The sequence below is a fragment of the Pedobacter sp. B4419 genome, from assembly GCF_059693725.1.
Map to the genome: position 1 here is coordinate 2669424 of NZ_JCASSL010000001.1, position 23230 is coordinate 2692653.

Annotated in this window: 23 protein-coding genes; 19 read left to right on the forward strand and 4 right to left on the reverse strand. The window is 42.0% G+C overall.

The genetic code is table 11. The annotated features are described in order from the left end of the window. The first annotated feature begins 164 nt into the window (after nucleotides 1-164). Nucleotides 165-2201: a M13 family metallopeptidase gene (locus AC570H_RS11090; RefSeq protein ID WP_497354679.1), complete on the forward strand. Its 2037-nt coding sequence runs from the start codon at nucleotides 165-167 to the stop codon at nucleotides 2199-2201. Nucleotides 2202-2358: 157 nt separating this feature from the next. On the opposite strand, the gene AC570H_RS11095 is transcribed toward AC570H_RS11090, so the two are convergent. Next, nucleotides 2359-2697 (reverse strand): MmcQ/YjbR family DNA-binding protein, encoded by a 339-nt coding sequence (locus tag AC570H_RS11095; RefSeq protein WP_497354681.1) that lies wholly within the window; start codon nucleotides 2695-2697, stop codon nucleotides 2359-2361. 47 nt (nucleotides 2698-2744) lie between these two features. On the opposite strand from AC570H_RS11095, the gene mnmC2 reads away from it, so the two are divergent. From mnmC2 to AC570H_RS11120, 5 genes are all read left to right on the forward strand, one after another. Further along, nucleotides 2745-3416 carry a tRNA (5-methylaminomethyl-2-thiouridine)(34)-methyltransferase MnmC2 gene (mnmC2, locus tag AC570H_RS11100; RefSeq protein ID WP_497354683.1) on the forward strand — a complete coding sequence of 224 codons (672 nt, stop codon included), beginning with the start codon at nucleotides 2745-2747 and terminating at the stop codon, nucleotides 3414-3416. Between the two features lie 173 nt (nucleotides 3417-3589). After that, on the forward strand, nucleotides 3590-4705 hold the full coding sequence (locus AC570H_RS11105; protein ID WP_497354685.1) for an AI-2E family transporter: 1116 nt from the start codon (nucleotides 3590-3592) through the stop codon (nucleotides 4703-4705). A gap of 1 nt (nucleotide 4706) precedes the next feature. Further along, nucleotides 4707-5009 carry a hypothetical protein gene (locus tag AC570H_RS11110; RefSeq protein WP_497354687.1) on the forward strand — a complete coding sequence of 101 codons (303 nt, stop codon included), beginning with the start codon at nucleotides 4707-4709 and terminating at the stop codon, nucleotides 5007-5009. A gap of 1 nt (nucleotide 5010) precedes the next feature. Further along, complete coding sequence (gene mazG, locus AC570H_RS11115; RefSeq protein WP_497354689.1) at nucleotides 5011-5817, forward strand: nucleoside triphosphate pyrophosphohydrolase; 807 nt, start codon at nucleotides 5011-5013, stop codon at nucleotides 5815-5817. A gap of 24 nt (nucleotides 5818-5841) precedes the next feature. Beyond that, nucleotides 5842-6543, forward strand: coding sequence for a M949_RS01915 family surface polysaccharide biosynthesis protein (locus AC570H_RS11120; protein WP_497354691.1), 702 nt, complete (start codon nucleotides 5842-5844; stop codon nucleotides 6541-6543). A gap of 268 nt (nucleotides 6544-6811) precedes the next feature. On the opposite strand, the gene AC570H_RS11125 is transcribed toward AC570H_RS11120, so the two are convergent. After that, entirely contained in the window at nucleotides 6812-8113 is a 1302-nt protein-coding gene (locus tag AC570H_RS11125) for a DEAD/DEAH box helicase (RefSeq protein ID WP_497354693.1), read from the reverse strand. A gap of 140 nt (nucleotides 8114-8253) precedes the next feature. Here AC570H_RS11125 and AC570H_RS11130 point away from each other — a divergent pair, with 140 nt between their 5' ends. The 12 genes from AC570H_RS11130 to AC570H_RS11185 all read left to right on the forward strand — a co-directional run bounded on the left by AC570H_RS11130 (nucleotide 8254) and on the right by AC570H_RS11185 (nucleotide 19563). Then, entirely contained in the window at nucleotides 8254-8664 is a 411-nt protein-coding gene (locus AC570H_RS11130) for a hypothetical protein (protein WP_497354695.1), read from the forward strand. A 3-nt stretch (nucleotides 8665-8667) separates the two neighbouring features. Next, the gene (locus AC570H_RS11135; protein ID WP_497354697.1) at nucleotides 8668-9222 is read left to right on the forward strand and encodes an RNA polymerase sigma factor; all 555 of its coding nucleotides are present in this window, start codon (nucleotides 8668-8670) and stop codon (nucleotides 9220-9222) included. Continuing rightward, complete coding sequence (locus AC570H_RS11140; RefSeq protein WP_497354699.1) at nucleotides 9219-10535, forward strand: hypothetical protein; 1317 nt, start codon at nucleotides 9219-9221, stop codon at nucleotides 10533-10535. The genes AC570H_RS11135 and AC570H_RS11140 overlap by 4 nt, the downstream gene beginning before the upstream one ends. Before the next feature lie 60 nt (nucleotides 10536-10595). Then, complete coding sequence (locus tag AC570H_RS11145) at nucleotides 10596-10991, forward strand: hypothetical protein (RefSeq protein WP_497354701.1); 396 nt, start codon at nucleotides 10596-10598, stop codon at nucleotides 10989-10991. Nucleotides 10992-11024: 33 nt separating this feature from the next. After that, nucleotides 11025-11474, forward strand: coding sequence for a hypothetical protein (locus AC570H_RS11150; RefSeq protein ID WP_497354703.1), 450 nt, complete (start codon nucleotides 11025-11027; stop codon nucleotides 11472-11474). 188 nt (nucleotides 11475-11662) lie between these two features. Continuing rightward, nucleotides 11663-14071 (forward strand): S9 family peptidase, encoded by a 2409-nt coding sequence (locus AC570H_RS11155; protein ID WP_497354705.1) that lies wholly within the window; start codon nucleotides 11663-11665, stop codon nucleotides 14069-14071. A gap of 154 nt (nucleotides 14072-14225) precedes the next feature. Beyond that, entirely contained in the window at nucleotides 14226-15089 is an 864-nt protein-coding gene (locus tag AC570H_RS11160) for a ThuA domain-containing protein (protein ID WP_497354707.1), read from the forward strand. A 5-nt stretch (nucleotides 15090-15094) separates the two neighbouring features. Then, nucleotides 15095-15586, forward strand: coding sequence for an SRPBCC family protein (locus tag AC570H_RS11165; protein ID WP_497354709.1), 492 nt, complete (start codon nucleotides 15095-15097; stop codon nucleotides 15584-15586). Nucleotides 15587-15589: 3 nt separating this feature from the next. Then, entirely contained in the window at nucleotides 15590-16063 is a 474-nt protein-coding gene (locus AC570H_RS11170; RefSeq protein ID WP_497354711.1) for a DinB family protein, read from the forward strand. 593 nt (nucleotides 16064-16656) lie between these two features. Then, nucleotides 16657-17271 carry a PsbP-related protein gene (locus AC570H_RS11175; RefSeq protein ID WP_497354713.1) on the forward strand — a complete coding sequence of 205 codons (615 nt, stop codon included), beginning with the start codon at nucleotides 16657-16659 and terminating at the stop codon, nucleotides 17269-17271. Nucleotides 17272-17303: 32 nt separating this feature from the next. Next, nucleotides 17304-17861, forward strand: coding sequence for a hypothetical protein (locus AC570H_RS11180; RefSeq protein WP_497354715.1), 558 nt, complete (start codon nucleotides 17304-17306; stop codon nucleotides 17859-17861). 901 nt (nucleotides 17862-18762) lie between these two features. Next, nucleotides 18763-19563: a tRNA pseudouridine synthase A gene (locus tag AC570H_RS11185; protein WP_497354717.1), complete on the forward strand. Its 801-nt coding sequence runs from the start codon at nucleotides 18763-18765 to the stop codon at nucleotides 19561-19563. Here the strand turns inward: AC570H_RS11185 and AC570H_RS11190 are convergent. Beyond that, entirely contained in the window at nucleotides 19556-20902 is a 1347-nt protein-coding gene (locus AC570H_RS11190; protein ID WP_497354719.1) for an alkaline phosphatase family protein, read from the reverse strand. The two genes, AC570H_RS11185 and AC570H_RS11190, sit on opposite strands and share 8 nt — an antisense overlap. Nucleotides 20903-21091: 189 nt before the next feature. Here AC570H_RS11190 and AC570H_RS11195 point away from each other — a divergent pair, with 189 nt between their 5' ends. Then, nucleotides 21092-21589 (forward strand): YdeI/OmpD-associated family protein, encoded by a 498-nt coding sequence (locus AC570H_RS11195; RefSeq protein WP_497354721.1) that lies wholly within the window; start codon nucleotides 21092-21094, stop codon nucleotides 21587-21589. A gap of 450 nt (nucleotides 21590-22039) precedes the next feature. Here the strand turns inward: AC570H_RS11195 and AC570H_RS11200 are convergent, their stop codons facing one another. Next, the gene (locus AC570H_RS11200; protein WP_497354723.1) at nucleotides 22040-23224 is read right to left on the reverse strand and encodes an ABC transporter permease; all 1185 of its coding nucleotides are present in this window, start codon (nucleotides 23222-23224) and stop codon (nucleotides 22040-22042) included. Nucleotides 23225-23230 lie beyond the last annotated feature (6 nt).

Sequence of the window (23230 nt, forward strand, 5' to 3'; positions counted from 1 at the left end):
CTAAAACAATGAAATCGTTCAGATTAACAATATTTAATATTGACATTCTCCGCAAAATTGGCTTAAGCAAAATCTATTACTGGTTCAACAAGTAATATTTCTATTATCATGCCTTAGTTTATCGGCTAATTCTTAATTTTCATCTTTAATTTTAACCATAAAGTATGAAAATTCAATTGAAAAGCTATTTTGCAGTAGCAGGTATTTTGGCGGGCAGTTTTGCAGCTTCGGCGCAAAAGGCACCAAAAAAATACATCGACCCGGCAAATATGGATTTGAGCGTTAAGCCAGGTGATGATTTTTATCAATATGCCAGCGGAACCTGGATCAAAAACAATCCTGTACCAGCCAAAGAAACACGTTGGGGATCTTTTAACGAACTTCGCGAATTTAATGCACAGGCCGTAAGAGGCTTGGTAGAAACCGCAGCAGCAGATAAAAGTGCGCCTGCAGGTTCGGTAACCAAACGTGTAGGCGATTTCTTTGCGGCCGCCATGGACAGCACCACTATCGAAAAATTGGGCTATACTCCTATCAAGGCCGATCTGGAAAAAATCAACCAAATAAAAGATGTACAAGGCTTGTTAGATCATATTGCTTACATGCGTACCTCGGGTATTGGAGGTGGCATGTTTGGCTTTGGCGTTGGTCAAGACAGGAAAAACGTAACCAAATACCTCGTTAATATTTCTCAGGGCGGAACCACTTTGAGCGATCGCGACTATTATTTAAAAGACGATCCGCAAAGCCAAAGGATCAGAGCAGCTTACCATACCTACATGGTTAAGTTGTTTAGCCTCATTGGCAACTCTGAAGCAGCCGCTACCCAAAAAGCAGAAACGGTTTTTAAATTGGAAAAGGCATTAGCCGAAATCCAGATGAGCCGTATCGAAATGCGCGACCAATATAAAACCTATAACAAGCTAACTGTTGCCGAATTCAATAAAGTAACTCCAGCTATTAATTGGACTACCCTAATGCCTAAATTTAAGGTAAATGGCCAAGATACAGTATTGGTAAACTCGCTTTCTTTCTTTAAGAACCTAAACGGCATGTTGACTTCGGTTCCTTTGGCCGATTGGAAAACGTACTTAGAGTGGAACATCTTAAAAGGAGCTGCGAATAACTTGAGTTCTCCTTTTGTTAAAGCCAGTTTTGCATTTACACAGGCACAAACCGGACAAAAAGTACAAACTCCACGCTGGCAACGCATGTCGGCCTTAACCGACGGTACCATTGGCGAATTATTAGGCCAATTGTACGTAGCTAAATATTTCAAGCCAGATGCGAAAGTACGCATGGACCAAATGATTGTCAACCTGCGCAAGGCTTTCGAAATCAGGATCAACGGTTTGGAATGGATGAGCGATGCCACCAAAAAGAGAGCCTTAGAAAAACTGCATGCCTTTACGCCTAAAGTAGGTTATACCACCAAATGGCAAACTTATACCGGTTTAGACATCAATAGAGGCACTTATTTCCAAAACTTGCGCAATGCGGGTGCTTGGGGCTACAATGAAATGGTGAACCGATTAGGCAAGCCTGTTGACCGTACGCGTTTTGGAATGACTCCACCAACTGTGAATGCTTCTTACAGTCCTACCATGAACGAAATTGTATTCCCTGCCGGAATTTTACAGTTTCCTTTCTTCGATCCAAATGCAGATGATGCCGTAAATTATGGTGGTATTGGTGCCGTAATTGGTCACGAAATGAGCCATGGTTTTGATGATACCGGAAGCCAATATGACAAAGATGGCAACCTTAAAAACTGGTGGACCGACGAAGACCGCGCTAAATTCAACGAAAAAACAAAAGCCTTGGGCGATCAGTTCAGTGCTTACACGGTGGTAGACACCATCCACGTATTGGGCAAATTGACCATGGGTGAAAATATCGGCGACTTAGGTGGCTTGAACGCAGCTTACACTGCCTTTAAAATGACCAAACAAGGCCAAAGCAATGAGAAAATCGATGGTTTTACACCAGATCAGCGTTTCTTCTTATCGTGGGCACAAGTATGGAGAGGCAATATTTTGCCAGAAGCTGCTGCTCAATTGATCAAAACCGATTCGCACTCGCCAGGTCCGTACAGAACCATTGGCGCTCCGGTAAACATGGACGCCTGGTACGAAGCATTTAATGTGAAGCCTGGAGACAAGCTTTACAAAAAACCAGAAGACAGAATTAAGATCTGGTAAGATATTTAAAAGCAAAGCCTCCTGGGTAACTGGGAGGCTTTTTTGTTATATCAGGATTAGCGGCCTAGATTCGTCATGCTGTACCCCGATCCAGCAGCTATATCGAGAAAGACCCTGAATCAAGTTCAAAGGTAACGGCCTCTATTTAAATCGTTGATTATTTATATTTCTCTTGCACCTTTTTCGAAAGCTTTTCAAGTACTAGAGCCCTTGAAGTCATTACCCGGTTTTTAAGTTCTTCGTCGCTTAATAGATCCAAACGATCAATCAGCACCCATTGTCTTTTGGCCATATGCGAGGCCTGACGGATACCGTCCCTTGCCACCAGTTCATCAAATTCTTCGGGCGTACACTTGGTAGAAAAACTGTTCCCCTCTTCTAAGGCGATGATGACAAACATTTTTTCTTCGATCATGAAACAAAGGTGTTCCCATTTCATTCCTTCGGTTGTTCCAGGCAAACTGAGACAAAATTCTCTAAAGCTTTCAATATTCATGAGCTAAAGATAATTTTTAATGGGCATTTTTTTAGCAACTTTGTGCCATGAATATCCTGACCAAAACCGCCGATGGCTCCAACACGCTATTCAATGAAACCATTGGCGAGCATTACCATTCTGCCCATGGCGCTTTGCAAGAAAGCAAACATGTTTTTATAGAAGCTGGATTAAAGTTTGTCAGCAGCCTCAATCTAGGTCAGGAAATCAAAATACTGGAAGTGGGTTTTGGTACCGGGTTAAATTTTATCTTGAGCAAGGCTTATTGCGAGGAACAAGGACAAAAACTGGATTATACCGGCATAGAAGCATTTCCCTTGCCTTTAGACCTTATTGGCCAAACGGGTTATCATGAATATGTGCCCGAAAAAAGCTGGCAGGAATTTATAACAAACTATGAACAGGCGCTCGTTCATCAACAGGAGCTCTCCCCTTTTTGCAAGTTGAACATCGCCCATACAACCCTTGCAGATTTTAGCAGCAGCCAGCAATTTGATCTTTTGTACTACGATGCTTTTTCGGTGAGGCATCAGCCAGAGATGTGGAGCGATGAGCTAATTGCCCATTCTTGCAGTTTTTTAAAACAAAGGGGCGTTTTTGTAAGTTATGCCATAACCGGAAACTTGAAAAGAGCCTTAAAAGCTTGTGGCATGCAAATTGAAAAACTTCAAGGCGCACCAGGCAAAAGAGAGATGATCAGAGCTATTAAGGTAATTTGAGATGGAAAATGGAAAAGGTAAGATGGAAAGGCAATAGTCCGTAGTCTTTAACCCATCAATTATCATGCTGGATCCCGATCTGGCATCGACCTCGAGAATAGCTCCCGAATCAAGTTCGAGCTGACAAACAAATTATAAATTTTTCATCTATATTTATTTCAAATTTACCTGCCATGAAAGAAGTATCGTTACCCTTTGTTGCCAGACTAGCGTTAGCGCTGCTCTCCATTATCATGATCGGCTATCTGGCTATTTTGGGCAAAAGCCTTTTGTCGCCTTTGCTTTTTTCTCTGCTAATGGCCTTTTTGCTCCTGCCCTTTGCCAACTTTTTAGAACGCAAGCTCAGGTTTAAGCGAAGTTTGGCCGCTATTACTGCTGTAGTTGTAATGATTGCCGCTATTTATGGCATCATGTACTTTTTCGGTACTCAGCTAAGCGAGCTTTGGGCAGACTGGCCTTTGCTTGTGAAGCAACTCACAGCTGCTTTTCACGATATTCAGCATTGGATCTCTAAAACTTTTCATGTAAATGCAACCAATCAACAAACCTATTTAAGCAATAGCGCAGAAAAGGCATTGGCTACAGGGGCAACTCTTGTAGGTTCTACCCTGCTCACCATTTCTTCGAGCCTGTTGTTTTTGGCTTTTACCTTGTTGTTTACGTTTTTTATCCTCAACTACAGGCGATTGCTCTTTACCTTTTTGAGCACGGTTTTCGCCGAGAAACATAAAACCAAAGTAACCGAAATCGTAACTGAAATCCAGCGGATCATCAAAAAATACATTACTGGGTTATTTCTCCAAATGCTGATCGTTTCTACCTTGATGATCATTACGCTTTCTTTACTAGGAGTGAAATATGCGATTTTGCTGGGCTTGATTGCCGGTATCTTTAACATCATTCCCTATCTGGGCATCTCTACTGCACTGCTCATCAGTGCGCTCATCACTTTTGCCACGGCAGGTGCGGCCAAAGCCTTGTTTGTAATTTTGGCTTTTGTAGGCATACACACCATCGATGGTAACCTGCTGATGCCATTGATCGTGGGTTCGAAAGTGAAAATAAATGCTTTGTTCGCTTTCATCGGCATTATAGTGGGCGAAATGATTTGGGGCATTTCGGGTATGTTCCTGTGTATCCCTTATTTGGCCATGCTCAAAATTATTTTCGAAAGGGTTGATGGCTTAACTCCTTGGGGAATTTTATTGGGAGAAGAACAGAAAGCCAATCCGAGAAAGCGAAAAGTTTACCGCATTACCAAGAAAATCAAACTCGAAGAAGCAGAATAGCATGAAGGAAAACGAGAACAGGTCGCCACACATTTTAAATACTTCGGCCAACCTATTGGGATTTTGTTTTATCGTGCTCACTTCGGTAAAGATTTCTAAACTCACACAATCTTCGTACATAGACGAAGGTGCAGCCCTGGCTATTATTTTGTTTATGGGCAGTTGTCTCCTCTCCTTTTTGGCCATGCGGAGCACTACCTTGCGTGCAAAAAAGATGGAACGCCTGGCGGATATTATGTTCTTATTCGGGCTTATCGTACTTTTGCTAACTACTTTAATGATTACCTTCAATATTATCCACTAATATGCCTGCCAATATTCCACCTCTAGCTACCCAAACTCCAGATACCGCCTTTTTAAGATTGCTTACCGTGCTGGATACCTTGCGTACCCAATGTCCCTGGGACAAAAAACAAACCATGGAAACACTGAGGCACCTTACCATTGAGGAAACCTACGAACTTTCCGACTCGATTTTAGACGGCGACATGCAGGAAATCAAAAAGGAATTGGGCGATTTGATGATGCACTTGGTTTTTTATGCCCGAATTGCCAGCGAAACCAACGAATTTAACATTACCGATGTACTGAACGGCGTTTGCGATAAACTGATTAACCGCCATCCACATATTTATGGCGATGTAGAGGTAAACAACGAAGAAGATGTAAAGCGCAATTGGGAGCAACTGAAACTCAAAGAAGGCAACAAATCGGTATTGGGTGGCGTACCAGGCTCATTGCCCGCCTTGGTAAAGGCAAGCCGGATCCAGGAAAAAGCACGTGGCGTGGGTTTCGACTGGGAAGAAAAAGAACAGGTTTGGGCAAAAGTAGAAGAAGAGCTTCAAGAATTTAAAAACGAATTTAACATTGTCGAAAACGAGGCTATTGATGCCGAAAAGGCCGAAGGCGAATTTGGCGACCTGCTTTTCTCTTTGGTTAATTATGCCCGTTTCATCAACATTAATCCAGAAAATGCGCTCGAAAAAACCAACAAAAAGTTTATCAAGCGCTTTCAGTTTTTAGAAAGCAAGGCCAAAGAAAGCGGCAAGGCCCTACAGGATATGACGCTGGCCGAAATGGATGTATATTGGAATGAAGCCAAGAAACTTTAATTTTACCCCGCTAAACTTATTCAGATGAAGAAAATATACGCACTGGCCTGTATGCTTGTTTTTGCGTTTCAGGTAAATGCCCAAAGCGACAGTACCAGCAGCCAAATATTGAACAAAACCGAAACCGCCGAATTCTTCACCCCGGCTTTCAATAAAAAGAACCTCATCAGCTTCCCTATTTTCAGGGCCTATATCTACAAAGATAAAAGTGGCAGCTATTATGTAGCCCTTTCAGAAAGTTCAGACAAGGTGAAGGCAAAAGATACCATCAATAATACCATCAAAGCCTTTAATTTTAAGGTCGACAAAGGAGTTGCGATTAAAAAATGGGAAATCAACGATTTTAAATTCCCAGAAACAAAGGGCGAAGAAATAGAAACTTCTATATGGTTTTGGACCAAATACTGCGAGTTTAACGACCTAGATGGCGATGGATTGATCGAACCCATTGTGGTGTATGGCACCTTCGGCATCAATGGCTATGATGATGGGCGCTTAAAAATCCTGACTTATTACAAAGGCCAAAAAACAGCCATCAGACACCAAAATAGCGTAACAGATTCTGGCCGAAAAACCCAAATCGACCTTACTTTTTACAACCTGCCAGCCAAGGTACAGGCACACATAAAAGAGCTGATGGCAAAAATGGAGAAAAACAACCATGCCATCTTTCCAAGCAGCTATTTGGATAAAATGGCCAAAAAAGCAACGCAGCTTACGAATTAAATCCAAACTGCGAGAATCAACAGCTGGTTTGATAAGTTTTTAACTGTTTTAGGGAAAAGCAAAAACTGTTTTGCATTCGACCGTTAGTCCCGCTTTTTGCTAAAGTTTTCGCTTTGCTCAAACTATCGCTGTCAATCGGGTTTATAAAACAACCGTCTCTTCTGCTATGCTTGGTTGCAGGCCCGGCAAAATAACCCGGCTTTAATCCTCCACAGAAACAAGCGTTCCGAAAACAGTTAACAGTTAACAGCTTACAGTTTACAGTTTTTTAGCTATGCTTCTTTTTCTTGCTCATTGCGGCCTTTTCGCCGGCACCGAAATTGCTGGTTTTGGCATTGCTTTTCTTTTTTTCATGGAAAGCACCCTTGCCAAAAATTTCTTCCTCGGCCTCTTCCTTGTTCGATCGGTTTTTGGAAGAATTGTCTTTTACGGTATCTTCGATCAGCAAATCAGCCGGCAGTTCGGCCACTTCTAATTTCTGGCCAATAGATTGTTCTATTTTACGTACTTCGGCAAGTTCCAAATCGGTGGCAAACGTAATCGCCATTACTTCATCTCCACCTTGCTTTTTAATTACCCTTGCTAAATATATTTCTCTTTGTGCAGGCAATTCGAAATGAAACAAAAACGGAATACCACTTAAGTCCATATCGGTTAAGCCTTCGTTCGCAACAATCAGCACACGTGCATTTTCATCAGCCTTAAAAACTTCGATGTCATCAAATCCGGCTTCGTCAAAAAACAAAGGCTTGTATACAAAAATATCGCCGGCCTTGCCATCAAAAAGATCTTTAGACAAAGTTTGCGCGGTTAAGCGCGTATTGACAAACACCACAACCTTATCAAAAACCTCGCTATCCCTTAGCAAAAGGTTGAGCAAATTGAGCTTGGTCCTAAAATTAGGGAGTTGATACAACAGTTGCGGATGGGTCTCTACTACGGTTTCGCCCAAGTCTTCAACTTCTATCAATGTAGGAAAACGCATAAAGCTGCTGATCATTTTCTCCAGCTTCTCGTGCATCACCTCTGTAAATACCAAATGTTGGCATTTTTGGATGCTGTTGGCCAATTCGTTAATCGGCAATTGCATTCCCTGTTTCACCATTTCGGCCGCATCATCAATTACCATCAACTGGATTTTATTGGTATTGAGACCTAGTTTCAAATACACAGCTCTTGCCCTCGACGGAACAGCCACTACGATATCGCAGCCGTCTGTAAGCCAGTTAACCTGGTTTTCCATGCTGTCGTCGGCATGAATGCCCACAATACGAATGGTTTTATTTTTGTTCAGCAATTCAAACTGGGCAATTACTTCCTCTACCTTCTCTTTGGTTGGCGCCAAAATCAATACCCTAGGTGCTTCTTCAAAAGCATATTTGATGCGCATTAAAGTAGCCAGTACATAGGTTGTGGTTTTGCCAGCGCCCTCTGGACCAACGGCGATCAGGTCTTGGCCGCCAATAATGCGCGACATGCTTCTCGCCTGGATTTCTTTTGCATTTAAATAGCCCAGCTCGGTCATAACCGATACCAAAGGCTTGCTTAATTTGAGTTGTTCTAAAGACACAGTTTGTATTTTGAACTGCAAATTTACGAAAATATAAAAGAGTGGGCAGCGATGTGCCGAATAACTATTTTATCTTTTTTAGAAAAACTTGTAGCGTTTGCCCTTAAACCTGCGTATAGCTATTAAGAAACAAACAAACCATGAGAAGATTACTTTACATTGCTGCACTGGCCCTTACTTTTGCCGCTTGTAAGAAAGATAGAGATAGCACTGCATTTCAAGGCAGCTACGAAGGTACGTTCAGAGCCGTAAGTAATGGCCAAGCGGTAATGAGCGATGCAAAAATTCTATTTGACGGCGAAAACTATACAAGTCTAAAAGGCAGAGGCAAGGGCACCTTTAGCTTTGGGAACAACGGTGGCAATCCGACTATTGATTTCGCAGACAAAAACATGTGGACGGCAGATTTTGACTGGAACCTGATTTTAAAAGGCACATTTGAATATAAAACCAAGGGAGATAGTTTAATTTTGAACAAGGTTCTGCCCTACGATGTTAATGGAACCAGAGCCTACAATTTTTACCAATATCGTTTAAAGCGCAGCAGATAATAAATGGCCAAGCCACAGGCATCCCCTCTTAACGAAATACTGAGGAACTGCAAAGATGGGAATCTGCAGTTTCAGGAAGTGCTGTACAAGCAGTTTTATGGCTATGCATTGGGGGTGGCTTCGCGATACCTAATCAACAAAGAAGATGCTTTGGAAGTGGTAAACGATTCTTTTATCAAGGTTTTTAAGTCATTAGGCTCATTTAGGGAAGATGCCGATTTTAAGGCCTGGTTCAGGAAAATACTGGTGAATACGGCTTTAGACCATAAAAGAAAAAACATGCGTTTCAATCAGGCCATAGAAATGGTAGATACCGAGATACAGACTACTTATCACTCGGCCATTGACCAGCTTTCGGCCAAAGACATTCTCAACCTGATGAAAAACCTTAACGAAACGCAACATTTGATTTTTAACTTATACGAAATAGACGGCTATAGCCATAAGGAAATAGGAGAAATGCTGAATATCCCTGAAAGTTCTTCGAGAACTTATTTGACCAGGGCTAAACAGGCACTGAAGAATTTATTGGGCGAGTATTCAATATATACACGATGAAGGAGCAAGAAGAAGAATTAACAAGGCATATCAAAGCCTTATTTGAAGATGTGGACGATGGCCTAAGCGAACAAGGCTGGGCCGAACTGCGCAAAAAATATCCGGAAGTACCCAGCAGGAAGTTGCCTATCTGGTGGCTTTCGGGCATTGCCGCCTCTATTTTAGTAGTGGCTGGCATCTTATTGTTCGTTCAAAAAGCTCCTCAAACCATAAAAAACACTAATTCAGTTGCAAAAAACCAAAAAACAGAAACACCAAATACCACAACGGGTCAAAAGCCAACAGTAAAATTGCCAGACATTAATCCTGACCAAAATCCAGTAGCAAGTAGTGATATCAAAAATCCAAATGTTAAGCAAAACGTATTTGTTGCCCGTCAAAACCCAACAGTTGCGGCAAGCAACTCCACAGTAATCCCAACGGTTTCAACTGTTGTTCTTGCTAAAGCAGACACTTCCAGTAGAGTTTTTCCTCCTGCCCAGGCAGTTGTTGCACCGCCTCAGGTAATGGCTGCCCAGCCTAATCAGCAGATTGTAGCGAACCAGTCGGCAATTGCCGTGCCAGCAGCACAGCCTGCACAGAAAAAAACCACCGAAGATTTCTTAAACGAGCAAAGCAAATTGCTAATGGCCAGTACTAAGCAAAAAGAAGAAAAAGGCAGGGACATCAAGAATTCATTGGATGTATTTACCGGAACATTTGTTAACTATTATGCCAATAATGCGGCCAAGATCAATGCGGGCTTTGGTATAAATGCCAATATAAAAGTAGCTCCAAGCGTAGTGTTGAGCGTTGGAGCAGGCCTGAGCCAAAACAGGATCTCCTATAACAATAGCGATAGGATTCCGAATACCTTGGCCAGCGATGTTTCTTCTAGTGCGGCAGCCTATAATGTGGTTAGTGCCGAAAGCCGAATTAGCGACATTAAGGTAAATGCCCAGCTATTGGCCATAGATATCCCTATTACCGTTAAGTTTTATACCGGCAAAAACAAAAATTTCTACATCGCTACTGGTATCAATTCCAACTCTTATTTATCACAACGTTATACTTATGATTATACCGTTCAAAATTCAGCTGGCTTTGTTAAAAGCGCTCCCATCCAAGAACAAACCGAGGAAAGCAAATTTAAGGGCTTCGATTTTGCCAATAGCGCGATTATTGCTGTAGGCCTGAGCCAAAGCGTGGGCAGAAACACCATTATTTTCGAACCTTATTTCAAGCCTACCATAGGCAGCATGGGCGATAAAAATCTAAAAATAAATAGCGCAGGGATCAACCTGAGATTCAATTTTACCGGCAAGAAAAAATAAACCCAAACCATGAACAGCTTATTAAAACCCCTTTTCGCAACTAGTTTGCTAGCCCTTTTTATGTCCATTGCACTAATGGCCTGCAAAAAAGACAAGATCGTTGATCTTTCTGGAAACTACTCGGTTACCAAAAACAAGGCACAAAGATTTGAACACAATGGCAAGCTGCTTGCTACCGTAACGATAACCGACATCGAAGACACGCGTTGCCCTCCAAACGCTTTCTGCGCCAATGCAGGATTGGCCAAAGTAACCCTAAAAATAAAGGATTTAAGCATCAATGAGGAAAAGACGGTTATGCTATACCTTGGCTATCTTTTGCCAAAAGAACAAAAGGATTTGGCAAAGATCAACATCAATGGCAAGAGCTACATCATCCAATTGAGAGAGCTTCAGCCTTATGCCGGAGACAACAAAACAGAAAAGACTGTATACCTGATGCTCAGCAAGCTTTAGTCAACAAATCACCCATTTCAAAAAAGACAAACGATGAACTTTTTAACCAAAAATCCGCTACCAGGAAGCATATTTGCAATTTTACTCCTGATTACGGCTATTGCCTGCAAAAAAGACAAAACTACAGACCTGTCTGGGGCGTTTACCGTTACCCAAGCCGATGCCTATCATTTCAAGCAGGGCGATAACATTTTAGCTACTGTTACGCTAACTGCAATTGAGGATAGCCGATGCCCCATTAATGCCAACTGTACAGATCCAGGTTTTGGCAAGGCGACTTTAAAAATAAAAGACCTGGGCATCAGTTCAGAAAAAACGATCACCCTTTATATTGGAGCGCCTGTACCTGCCACACAAAAAGATTTAACAGAAATCAGCCTCAACGGCACCAACTACATCCTTCAGTTCAAAAACATCAGTCCTTTTCCTCGAGTAGGAGCTCAAGTCCCATTAACGGCTTATCTTACTTTGACCAAAATTTAATTTTATGTCGATTTCATCAAATTTTTGATACAAATCGAAAATTATTTAAACTATGTGTAAGTTTAAGAGCCTGTATTAAGCAGGCTCTTTTAAGTTAACCGAAAACTTACCCTTGTTTAAATGAAACCATCAGGTGCAACCTTATACAATTGCACAGATCGCTTCATCAACATTAAAAATTAAAGCTGATGAAAAAACTACTACTCAATTTATTTTTAATCGCCCTTGGCGGGACTGCTTATGCGCAAGATGCCATAAACTACCAGATGCCACCAAAGGAAATTGCCGACCTCTTGCTTGCCAAACCTACCCCAACCGTGAGCATAGACAGCAAAGCCGAATGGATGTTGTTTAGCGAACGCAACTCCTTCCCATCTGTTGAAGAGCTGGCCATGCCCGAATACCGAATTGCTGGCATGCGCATCAACCCTAACAACTATTCGCCCAGCAGGCAGACCTTTATTAACAACTTTAGCCTCAAAAACATTAAAACCGGCAAAACATTGGCCGTCACGGGCTTGCCTACGCCTTTGTATGCAGGCAGCGTAAACTGGAATCCCAGCGAAAACAAGATTGCCTTTACCCAAACTACCCAAAGCAGGGTAGATTTATACGTAATAGATGTAGCTACAGGCAAAGCCACTAAAATCAACAAACAGCCGTTAAATGCCATTATGGGTGGTGGTGCAACATGGGTTGATGACAATACTTTATTGTACCGAGTGGCCACAAAGGCCGCCAGCTTGGCGCCAAAACGTCCGCTGGCACCAAAAGGACCAACCATTCAAGAAAACCTGGGCAAGGCTGCACCGAGTGCTACGCTTCAAGATTTGATCAAATCGCCATTTGATGAGCAGTTGTTCGAATTTTTTGCCACTTCGCAATTGGTTCAAAACAAAGGTGGCGTAGAAACCCTGATTGGCAAACCAGCCATTTACAGTGGCATTTCTTTATCGCCCGATAAAAACTACATGATGGTGAGAACCATTAAAAAACCTTTTTCTTACCTGGTATCGGCAGGTGGTTTTCCATCTGTGGTTAACATTACTGATAGAGCTGGCAAAGTGGTGAAACAAGTAGCCGATCTGCCATCTACAGAAGTGCGCCCATCAGGTTATGACAACGTGCAGAATGTGCCAAGAGGCTTCGACTGGCGCGATGATGAACCAGCTACCCTGGTTTGGACAGTTCCTTTAGATAGTGGTTTGATCAAAAAGAACGTAGAATACCACGATCAGGTTTTGGCTTTAGCTGCACCATTTAGTGGTACGCCAAAAGAGATCCTCAAAACAAAAATGCGTTTTGGTGGCATCAGTTGGGGCAATGCCAATTTGGCCTTGGTAAGAGAAAATTCAAGGATCAAACAAACTTCAAGGTTAAGCCGTTACAACCCAACTACCAGTGCTGTAGAGACTTTATACGAACTGAATACCACCGACGCCTATAATAATCCAGGATTTCCGGTTACCGAAAAGAATAAATATGGCCGTCAGGTAATTCTAACTACGGATAACGGCACTAAATTATTGCTGAACAACACCACTGGTGCTTCAGAAAAAGGCGATTTGCCTTTCTTGGCCAAATTTGATTTAGCGACCAAAAAATCTGAAATCCTTTGGCGTTGTCAACCGGGTTCTTTCGAAATGGTAACCGATGTGTTAGATCCTCAAAAACTGGTATTGCTTACCCGTAAGGAAAGCCAGAAAGATGTGCCTAATTATTTCATCAAAAACCTGGTTTTGCGCATTGCGGATAGACAAATCACTAATTTTACCAATCCTTATGCCCAACTAGATGGTGTTACCAAACAGAAAATCTCCTACAAACGTGCCGATGGCATTGATTTAACCGGCGATTTATATTTGCCAAAAGGCTATAACAAAGAAAAAGACGGTCCTTTGCCAGTATTGATCTGGGCTTACCCGCGCGAGTTTAACTCGGCAGCAGATGCGGCTCAGGTTCGTGGCTCGCAAGATAAGTTTACCACCATCAGTTCTGGAGGCCCTTTGTTTTTCGTTACCCAAGGCTATGCCATTTTAGACAATGCCGAAATGCCTATTGTAGCCAAGGATGGCAAAAAACCTAATGATACTTTCGTGGAGCAGTTGAAGCTCAATGCCGAAGCGGCCATCAATAAACTAAGCGAAATGGGTGTGGGCGATAAAAACCGTATGGCGGTAGGCGGCCACAGCTATGGTGCTTTCATGACCGCCAACTTATTGGCACATACCAACTTGTTTAAGGCGGGTATTGCCCGTAGCGGTGCCTACAACAGAACGCTTACGCCATTTGGCTTCCAAAATGAAGACCGTACCTATTGGGACAACCCGCAATTGTATTATGAAATGAGCCCTTTCAGTTATGCCAACAAAATCAAGACGCCGATTTTATTGATCCACGGTGAAATGGACGATAACCAAGGTACTTTCCCTATCAATAGCGAGCGTTTGTTCAATGCCATTAAAGGCTTTGGTGGTACTACACGTTTTGTGTTTTTGCCTTACGAAGCCCATGGCTATCGTGGCAAAGAAAACATCTTGCACATGCTTTGGGAGATGAATACCTGGCTGAACACTTATGTTAAAAATGCCAAATAGCTAAACAATTTTAGGCTGGTGTCTTCACCAGCTTTTAGCCCACCTTAATCAAAGCTTGTCACCATTTCGTGGCAAGCTTTTTTATTTGTCTTGGGTTCTTAATGCGCCCAAAATATTATCTTTATTTTATATTCACCCTAACCCCAATTCACGTATGCTAGTATCCCTCAAAAACAAACTGTTACCTTTTGCCTTAATGATTTGCTGTATCCTTTTGGTAAACAGTCTTCAAGCGCAAAAAAAATCCAAATTCAATGTCATTGCCTTTTACACCGGCAAAAATGACCAGGCCCACGTCAGCTATGTACACGAAGCCAATAAATGGTTTCCTAAAATGGCCGAAAAATATGGCTTCAGCTACGACTCAACCGCTAATTGGAGTAATTTAAATGCTGAATTTTTGGCCAAATATCAGGTGGTGCTCTTTTTAGATACCCGTCCCGAAAAACCAGAACAGCGTACCGCTTTCGAAAATTACATGAAAAACGGAGGCGCCTGGATGGGCTTTCACTTTTCGGCCTTTGCCCTTACCCCTTCTGCTTTCGAACAAAACTGGAACTGGTACCACAACGAGTTCTTAGGCTCTGGCCAATATGGCAGCAATACCTGGCGACCAACTTCGGCTGTTCTAAGGGTAAACCGTAAACATCCGGCGACTAAAAACCTACCCGAAACCTTTAAATCGCAACCCAACGAATGGTACAGGTGGGAAAAAGACCTGCGCAAAAACCCAGACATCGACATCCTGCTCAGCATCGATTCGACCAGCTTTCCGTTGGGAACCGGTCCGAAGGCGCACGAAATATGGCACAACGGCTTTTATCCGGTAGTTTGGAGCAACAGAAACTATAAAATGATCTATGTAAACATGGGCCATAACGATATGGATTATGAACATAAATACGGCAAAGACACCAAAACCCTATCCTACACCTTTGATAACGACATGCAGAATAAAATGATTATCGATGGTTTGCTTTGGCTGGGCAATGGCAAAAAACCTACGGGCAAAAAATAAATAGCATGGAAAATTTCGACTGGACCTCCTTTACGCTGAAAATAGCCATCAAGGCTGATCTGCAAACACTTTATAAAGCTTGGGCTACCAAAGACATAGAAAAATGGTTTTTGAGCGAAGCTGATTATCTTGACGCCAACGAACAACCTATTGATGCAACACAATTGGCAACGGTGGGCGATCGCTATTTCTGGCGCTGGTTTTTGTATGAAGACACCGAAAAAGGCAAGGTTACCCAAGCTAACGGCAAAGATTTTTTCGAATTTACCTTTGCCGGAGAATGCCTCGTGAGCATTACTTTGACCCAAGAAAACGAGCATACCGTAGTTACCCTCACCCAGAAAAACATCCCAACAGATGATAACAGCAAAAAATATATCCGTTTGGGTTGCCACAATGGCTGGTCGTTTTATTTGATCAACCTTAAATCTGTATATGAAGGCGGCTTGGACCTAAGAAATAAAGACAAGCGCTTTAAACCAATGTTAAACAATTAAAAAATGGAGAAACTTTTGGAGGTCATCAAAGCCTCGAGAAATAAATTACTGAGCATCATTGCCGATCTCTCAACAGACGAACTGAACCAAATTCCACATGGTTTTAACAATAACTTGGCTTGGCAAGTAGGCCATTTCGTGGTGAGCCAGCAGATTTTATGCTATCGCTTATCTGGCAATCCTTTTGTAATAGAAGAAAACCTGATCGATCTTTATAAAAACGGCTCTAAGCCCGAAAGGCCTTTTAGTGCCGAAGAAATCGACCAGATGAAAACTTACCTGTTGAGTACAATCGATCAACTGGAAAGCGACCTGCAAACCGATAAGTTTGCCAATTATACACCTTATACCATTTCTACCTATCCAGGCCTGCAGCTAACGAGCGTAGCCGATGCAATTAGCTTTATCGTATCGCACGATGGTTTGCATTATGGTTGCAGCCTAGGGCTGAAAAGACTGGTGAAGGCAGGAAGATAGTCCTTCATTTATATTGGTCGGAATGTGCGATCTTGATCTAAATAACTTTCGGCGCTTGTTGGTGTTCTCCATCAACAAGTTTTTTCCTTTTACGTCGAAATGCGCCGCCTTGACCTAAATAGCTTTGGATTTTTAATCAAATGAAATATTCAGCGCTTGTTGGTGTTCTTCACCAACAAGTTTTTTATAAAATAAATAGTTTTCTTTTGAAGCGCATTGCCTATGGGATGGTTAAGATCAGTCCGGCATAAAAGAATCGTCATGCCGGACACCGATCCAGCATCTGTCTCGAGTTAGATCCCGAATCAAGTCCGGGAGGATATCGCTTCAATCCGGGCTATTTAACCTAGGTCAGTGCATCCAACATAGCAGCACGAACCTTGCATGCTAAACCCGATTGACAGCGATAGTTTTGAGCAGGGCGAAAAACTTTAGCAAAAAGCGGGGCTGACAATCAAATGGAATGCTGGTGCTACTTTTCTAATAAATAGTTAAATGAGCATGTTGCCCTTATAAAAATCTGTTAATCTGTGACTATTTAAAAATTGAATACTATCTTCATCTTGGAAAATTAAAAACAACTATCTAAAGAGATGAAAATCAAAAACACGCTCCTGTTCCTTTTGCTTTTTGGCCTATCCTTAAATGCCACTGCGCAAAACACCTTCAAAAACGAGGCCTATGGCTTTAGCATGCAGGAACCAAAAGACTGGCTATCAATGGACAAACAATCCGTTATTGATAATTTCAATAAAATGATTGGTACAGATGACAAGAAGCTTACAGATGCCATTAAAAGCAACAATGGCTCCTTATTACTGGCCTCTTATGCCAAGTATGATGTAAAAAAACATGCAGGACTAATTCCAACGATCAAGATTAATGCATGTGCCAACCCTACCCAAAACTTTGAGCAATTTAACCGGGCTATGAGCCAAAGTGCAGGCATATTTAAAAATTATTTCCCTGATTTTGTCTTGATCAAAAAACCGGAAACGATTGAAGTTAATGGAGCCAAAGGTATAGTATTTGTTGGCACTTATTCACTTAAAACCACCCAAAACGAATCAATGAAGGTTAGAACAAGAACTTATGCCTTCCCTAATGGCAAGTTCTTTTTTCAGCTTAATTTTACAGACGAACAGGGCAAAGAAGAAGACAGTAAATTGTTTGACGAATTAGTGCAGACGATAAAAATCGGCAAATAACACCCATAAAAAAACAAATACAACTCAACTACATGATCAAAAACACTTTTCTGTTCCTTGTGCTTTTTAGTTTATGCTTAAATGTAGCTGCTCAGCAAATATTCAAAGATGGGAAATATGGTTTCAGCATACAAGAGCCTACCGACTGGGTTAAAATACTAAATAGAGAGCCTTACTTCAATCTAGATAAAAACAATGGCAGGAACATAGTAACCTTTAACAAGTACGAAAGAGGGACGCATCTTAAAGGCAATTCAACAATCAATGTTAGTGTGGAACGGTTCAGCGGAAAAATTGAAAATTTCACAAAAAAGATGCTAAAACCAGCTAAATGGGATGAGTATTATTATCTCGGCCACTCTATTGTTCAAGCACCAGAAGTTGTTCAAGTTGATGGAAAGACGGCAATTACAGGGACCGTAAATTTTAAATATAATTCTCACACGGGAGAAGGCGCTTTCAAGAAAAAAATCTATTACATTATTGCTGATAAAAAATTGTTTAAAGTTGTTTTTATCGCCAGCTTAGCTGATGATGTAGACTTGAAACTATTTGATGAGTTAGTACCGACCATAAAAATTGGGAAGTGATGCCAACTCAGCGTTTGTTGGTGTTCTTCACCAACAAGTTTTTTATAAATAAATAGTTTTATTTTGAGGCACATTGCATATGGGATGGTTAAGATCAGTCCGGCATAAAAGAATTGTCATGCTGGACACCGATCCGGCAGCTGTTTCGAGTTAGATCCCGGATCAAGTCCGGGAGGATGTCGCTTCAATCCGGGCTATTTAACCTAGGTCAGTGCAACCAACATAGCAGTACGAACCTTGCATACTAAACCCGATTGACAGCGATAGTTTTGAGCAGGGCGAAAAACTTTAGCAAAAAGCGGGGCTGACAATCAAATGGAATGCTGGTGTTGCTTTTCTGATGAATCGTAGGATTTTTCCGTCCACCGGAAAGCAGCTGATCCAATGTAATAAAATCTATCTCTTCTTCGCCTCCTAGCCGGCGGGGCTAGTCCTTTTGTCTTGAAACAAAAGTGACCAAAAGTTCAAGGCTTCAAACCTTTGTCACAAATTCTAAACCTTTGCATTGATGGCGCAAGGCCAAGCCGTGCGAACATAATTAGTTAATTAGCGGCACTACACCACTTTTGCGCCCTTGCTTGTTTTTGCATACTGAAAGAAAGTGCTCAGCTTCGGTTTGCCTTTGTTTCCAAAGATTTGGAGGCCATATGATGAAGCAACTGCTATTTTGGGTCAGTGCAACCAACATAGCAGAACGGACTTACCTACCTAAACCGATAGCATGGAAAGCCTGGAGCCGAGGCACAAGGTGAGGACTTGCAAGGAATAGCGGGACTACCAATGAAATGTTGGTTCTGCTATTCTAATAAATGGTCAATTGCCATCGCCTACAGTCTAAAATCTGTGGATAACTATATTGATGCTGGTTGAGATGTGGCTATTTCATTATCTTTGCAGGCAAATGAGATACTTCTTCCACATCGGCTACAATGGCCATTACTACAATGGCTGGCAAAAACACCCCAAGGCAAACAGCATACAAGAAGTTATCGAGAACAAGCTCAGCCAGATTTTTAAAACACCCTTAACTATTAATGGCTGTGGCCGAACCGATTCGCATGTACATGCCAGCCAGTTCTTTTTTCATGTAGATATTGAACCTGCATGGGATTACGATCTTGTGTTTAGGCTCAATGCCATATTGCCCCATAACATTGCCGTTTTTGATATTATTGAGGTGGAAGAAAAGCGCCATGCCCGTTTTGATGCCGTTCAGCGCCAGTACGATTATTACCTACACACCTATAAAGACCCTTTCTTGAGCCAATTGAGTACTTTTTATAGGTACAAAGACCTCAATTTAGGCGAAATGAAAAGAGCCGTTGATTTATTGCCCCAATACAAAGACTACAGGGCTTTATGCACATCGCCAGATAAGAACGAGCATACGCTCTGCTATGTGCGCGATGCCAAGCTATTTAGCTCTGCCAATGGCGAACATATCCGTTTCCATATCTCTTCCAATCGCTTTTTGAGCAAGATGATCAGAATCATAATGGGCAAGCTGCTTAAAATTGGCAAGAACGAGTTGAGCGTAGCCGAATTTGAAAGCTACCTGATCAACAAAACTCCACCTCCTTTATTAGAGCCTGCCCACCCTACCGGACTATATCTTTCTAAAGTAACCTACCCCTACCTTAACCTTCCATTAAGATCGGAATTTGCAGGTTTGCAAAATAAAGATTGGATAGAAGTTATTTAAATAATCCTTGGTATAAAATGCCGTCTGCCGATGGAAAATCGAAAGCCAATAATTTGGCGATGATTGGCGCTACGTCTTCTTCGCCCATTAAGGGAATGACAACACCTTGCTTAATGCCTTTGCCAAAGATGACAAATCCAGTTTGGATCTCTTTAAAATCGGGCAAATAGCCATGCGTGCCGCCTTTTCCAGACCTCACCCATTCGCCATCGGCCGCCGGACCAAAAGCAACGCCCTGTTCTGCTGTTAAAGCCAATACCGCATTTGGATCGGCACCAATCTCATCGAGCGCAGTTCTGTCAATTACCCTGAACAAACGTTTTTGGCTTGAAGTTAAGCCATTTAAAATCGATTTTACCTTATCTAAAGTAGCTTTGTCTTTAGGATCTTTCAGGTGCAAAAATGCCGAACCACCACTGGCATGGAAATAAGCTTTCCAATCGTCTTTCTTGGCAGGATCATATAAACCAGCTTTTGCCAACAACACATTTGGTGTTACCTGTGTATGTACGTCGACAAAGCCATGGTCACCGGTTACGATAATGGTAGTATTCTTTTTAATACCCGCTTTCTCTACCGCATCGATAATTGTTTTGATCGCCCTATCGGCACCAGCTACAGCCGAACGAACCTTCGGTCCTTCTCTACCCTCTTCGTGCTCAAAATGGTCTACCTGTGCGATGTGGATGGCCAAAAACGAAGGCTTATACTTTTGGATTAAGTAAGAAGCCATCCTCGATTTGTTTTCATCGCTCGAATAGTAATCCAAATCGGCACCGCCTTTGCCCAGCTTTCCTGTGGCATATTCTTGTACTTCTTCAAATAATCCTTTTGGATTAGCCACATCGGCCAATGCCTTGATTTCGTCGTTTTGCTCGCCTTTGTTTTTTGGCAGATACCAATACTCCGGCAAGTTATAATTGATGGGTGCCCCTAAAGTTACCGGCCAGCCCACACAGGCAGTGGTTAAGCCAGCTTGCTTGGCGGCGCTCCAAATGGTAGGTACTTTAATACTCGAATAATCCCAATACCATTTGCCACTGATGCCCAAAGGTTCAACAGGTGTATTGTAATAGATGCCATGTTTTAATGGTTTCACACCAGTTAATAAAGTGGTATGCGAAGGATAAGTAACTGTTGGAAAAACACCACGAACACCTTGGGCATAAGAACCGGTTTCCATGGCCTGACGCAAGTTGACCATGTTCCAATTGGGATTTATATAGAACTCTGGTCGCAAACCATCAACACTGATTACAATCACATGGTTCTTTTCTTGGGCATTGAGCGAAACCGCCATACCACAGCATAAAATAAGGGAGAATAAAATTTTCTTCATCGTTAAGGGATATAATTGCCCAAAACTATAAGCGCGATATAGGTTAAAAGTAAGCTTAGGATTAAGAAAATGTTAATCGGCCGGCCTAGTCAAAAGTCTTTAGTCAATAGTCGTTTAGTCGTATTGATAACTGTCAATTGGAAACTGCTATTTTTTTTAGAACTTTAGCCAAGATCAGATCTCTTTCAAATGCCACATCAGCTCATCAATCAAAAGTACCTCCTGAACAAAATGCCTGGCAAAGGTGGCTGGACGTTTATTGTAATTACAGAAATACCCAAAGAAAAGAGAGGCTATTTTGGCATGGTCAAAATCAATGGGCAAATAGACGACTATGTCCTCGAGAACGTGAGCTTAATGCCGATGAAAAACGGAAATCTATTTCTGCCCGTAAAGGCCGAAATCAGAAAACGCATTGGCAAAGAAGCCGGCGAATGGGTTGACCTGATTTTATATAGTGATACCATTGCACTAGAAGAAAGCACATTGAGTACCGAAGAGGAATTGCTCTTGTGCCTGGAAGATGAACCCATCGCTTTAAAAACCTATCGGAAATACAGCAGGGAAGAACAAGAAGCCTTTATTAATTGGATTGACAATGCCAAAAATGAAGAGGCGAAAGTAGAACGAATGGTACAGGCCATAGACCGATTGGCCAAGAATTTGAAGATGGATAAGAAGGGATGATAGATCGTCATTATTTAGTTCAGGATCTAACTCGAGTGAGATGCTGGATCGGTGTCCAGCATGACGAATCCCTTATTTCGAAAAGCAACCATAGCATTTCATAGCAAATCCTGTCCCGCTGTACGCTTTGCTTCGTGCCCGCTTCCATCGGGTTTAGCTAACATATTTTCTGCTCCTATGTCTGATTGCACAGGCCGAAGTATAATAGCCCAAATTGAAGTGGCATCCTTTTTTGCCGTTAAGGCGAAAAAGATAGAGCTGAAAGTTGGAGTGTCGTTAATCTATGCAGTGATGTTGCGCTTCGAAACGAATACTTAACTATTGCACTTCAACTAAATCAACCCGTAGTGTTCTTCACCAACAAGCCATTTCAAGTGTTAAAGTCAGATCGTTGGTGAGCAACACCAACGATGGCATCGAAAGTTAATGCTCTAATCAGCTAGTGATTTTTTACTTAAACCTAATTGCTTTTAACGGACTGATTCTGCTTACCAAGAGTGATGGGATCAGCAATACCAAGAAACAAATAATGATGGTGGCCAGATTGAGCAGCAACACGTCGACAAAATGCACCTCCATTGGCACATACGAGAGGTAATAGTTGGTTTGGTCTAGCTTAAACACTTGGGTATATTGCTGTATAAACGCCAGGCCAAGGCCTAAAATATTGCCCAAAATCAAGCCGATGCCAACCAGGTAAACCGCATTGTAAAGAAAAACCTGCATTATGCTGCCATTAGACATCCCCATTGATTTGAGGAGGCCAATCATTGTGGTGCGTTCTAAAATCATGATCAGCAAGGCGGTTACCATATTAATCACCCCTACAATCATCATCAGCACTAAAAGCACTTTGGTATTTACATCTAACAAGGAAAGCCAGTTAAAAATTTCGGGTGTACTTTCCTTTACCGAGCGTGAGCGCAACTTGAGTTCTAAATTGGCATAAACTTCATCGGCAGTGGTTTTGAGTTTGGTAAAATCCCTCACCTTTACCTCAATGCCACCCATTTGGTTGGGCGCCCAATTGTTTACGCTTCTGATGATGTTGATATCGCCAATGGCAAAACTCTTGTCGATATTCTCAATGCCCACATTAAAAATCCCGGCAATTTTAAATTTCCTTCTTTTGGGCGGGTTCTGCACAAAATGCATCAAAAAGCTATCGCCAGTTTTCAATTTCAACCGATTAGCCGTATAAGCCGATATCAAAATCTGATTAACGCTGCTGTCGGCAAAATTGATCACGCTTCCGCTCACCAAATGTTTCTTCACAAAAGTCCAATCGTAGGTTTCATCAACTCCTTTAAAATTGATGCCCTCTACTTCGCCATTGGCCGAAATAATGGCTGGCTTGGTGGCAAAAGGATAAAAAGAAACCAGTGACTTATTATTTTTGAGGTAACTTAATGTGGTATCATTGGGCACAAAAGGCGCCTTCTCGAAAGACCCATTCAAATCATACCTATATATCTGAATATCACCGATAAAGCCTCGAACTTTGTCTTGGATTTCGGTCTTGAAGCCCTTGATAATGGCTACAGAAAGAATCATAACGGCAAGGCTGAGCATTACGCCGGCAATAGCTATGCGCACGATGAGCTTCGAAAAAGTCCGCTCAGATCTAATGGCCATCCGACC

Bases quoted from the DNA above. Each gene is read 5' to 3' on its own strand.
- AC570H_RS11090 (WP_497354679.1), top strand. From the start codon at position 165: ATGAAAATTCAATTGAAAAGCTATTTTGCAGTAGCAGGTATTTTGGCG.
- AC570H_RS11095 (WP_497354681.1), bottom strand. From the start codon at position 2,697: ATGAATATTGAAAGCTTTAGAGAATTTTGTCTCAGTTTGCCTGGAACA.
- mnmC2 (WP_497354683.1), top strand. From the start codon at position 2,745: ATGAATATCCTGACCAAAACCGCCGATGGCTCCAACACGCTATTCAAT.
- AC570H_RS11105 (WP_497354685.1), top strand. From the start codon at position 3,590: ATGAAAGAAGTATCGTTACCCTTTGTTGCCAGACTAGCGTTAGCGCTG.
- AC570H_RS11110 (WP_497354687.1), top strand. From the start codon at position 4,707: ATGAAGGAAAACGAGAACAGGTCGCCACACATTTTAAATACTTCGGCC.
- mazG (WP_497354689.1), top strand. From the start codon at position 5,011: ATGCCTGCCAATATTCCACCTCTAGCTACCCAAACTCCAGATACCGCC.
- AC570H_RS11120 (WP_497354691.1), top strand. From the start codon at position 5,842: ATGAAGAAAATATACGCACTGGCCTGTATGCTTGTTTTTGCGTTTCAG.
- AC570H_RS11130 (WP_497354695.1), top strand. From the start codon at position 8,254: ATGAGAAGATTACTTTACATTGCTGCACTGGCCCTTACTTTTGCCGCT.
- AC570H_RS11135 (WP_497354697.1), top strand. From the start codon at position 8,668: ATGGCCAAGCCACAGGCATCCCCTCTTAACGAAATACTGAGGAACTGC.
- AC570H_RS11140 (WP_497354699.1), top strand. From the start codon at position 9,219: ATGAAGGAGCAAGAAGAAGAATTAACAAGGCATATCAAAGCCTTATTT.
- AC570H_RS11145 (WP_497354701.1), top strand. From the start codon at position 10,596: ATGTCCATTGCACTAATGGCCTGCAAAAAAGACAAGATCGTTGATCTT.
- AC570H_RS11150 (WP_497354703.1), top strand. From the start codon at position 11,025: ATGAACTTTTTAACCAAAAATCCGCTACCAGGAAGCATATTTGCAATT.
- AC570H_RS11155 (WP_497354705.1), top strand. From the start codon at position 11,663: ATGAAAAAACTACTACTCAATTTATTTTTAATCGCCCTTGGCGGGACT.
- AC570H_RS11160 (WP_497354707.1), top strand. From the start codon at position 14,226: ATGCTAGTATCCCTCAAAAACAAACTGTTACCTTTTGCCTTAATGATT.
- AC570H_RS11165 (WP_497354709.1), top strand. From the start codon at position 15,095: ATGGAAAATTTCGACTGGACCTCCTTTACGCTGAAAATAGCCATCAAG.
- AC570H_RS11170 (WP_497354711.1), top strand. From the start codon at position 15,590: ATGGAGAAACTTTTGGAGGTCATCAAAGCCTCGAGAAATAAATTACTG.
- AC570H_RS11175 (WP_497354713.1), top strand. From the start codon at position 16,657: ATGAAAATCAAAAACACGCTCCTGTTCCTTTTGCTTTTTGGCCTATCC.
- AC570H_RS11180 (WP_497354715.1), top strand. From the start codon at position 17,304: ATGATCAAAAACACTTTTCTGTTCCTTGTGCTTTTTAGTTTATGCTTA.
- AC570H_RS11185 (WP_497354717.1), top strand. From the start codon at position 18,763: ATGAGATACTTCTTCCACATCGGCTACAATGGCCATTACTACAATGGC.
- AC570H_RS11190 (WP_497354719.1), bottom strand. From the start codon at position 20,902: ATGAAGAAAATTTTATTCTCCCTTATTTTATGCTGTGGTATGGCGGTT.
- AC570H_RS11195 (WP_497354721.1), top strand. From the start codon at position 21,092: ATGCCACATCAGCTCATCAATCAAAAGTACCTCCTGAACAAAATGCCT.
- AC570H_RS11200 (WP_497354723.1), bottom strand. From the start codon at position 23,224: ATGGCCATTAGATCTGAGCGGACTTTTTCGAAGCTCATCGTGCGCATA.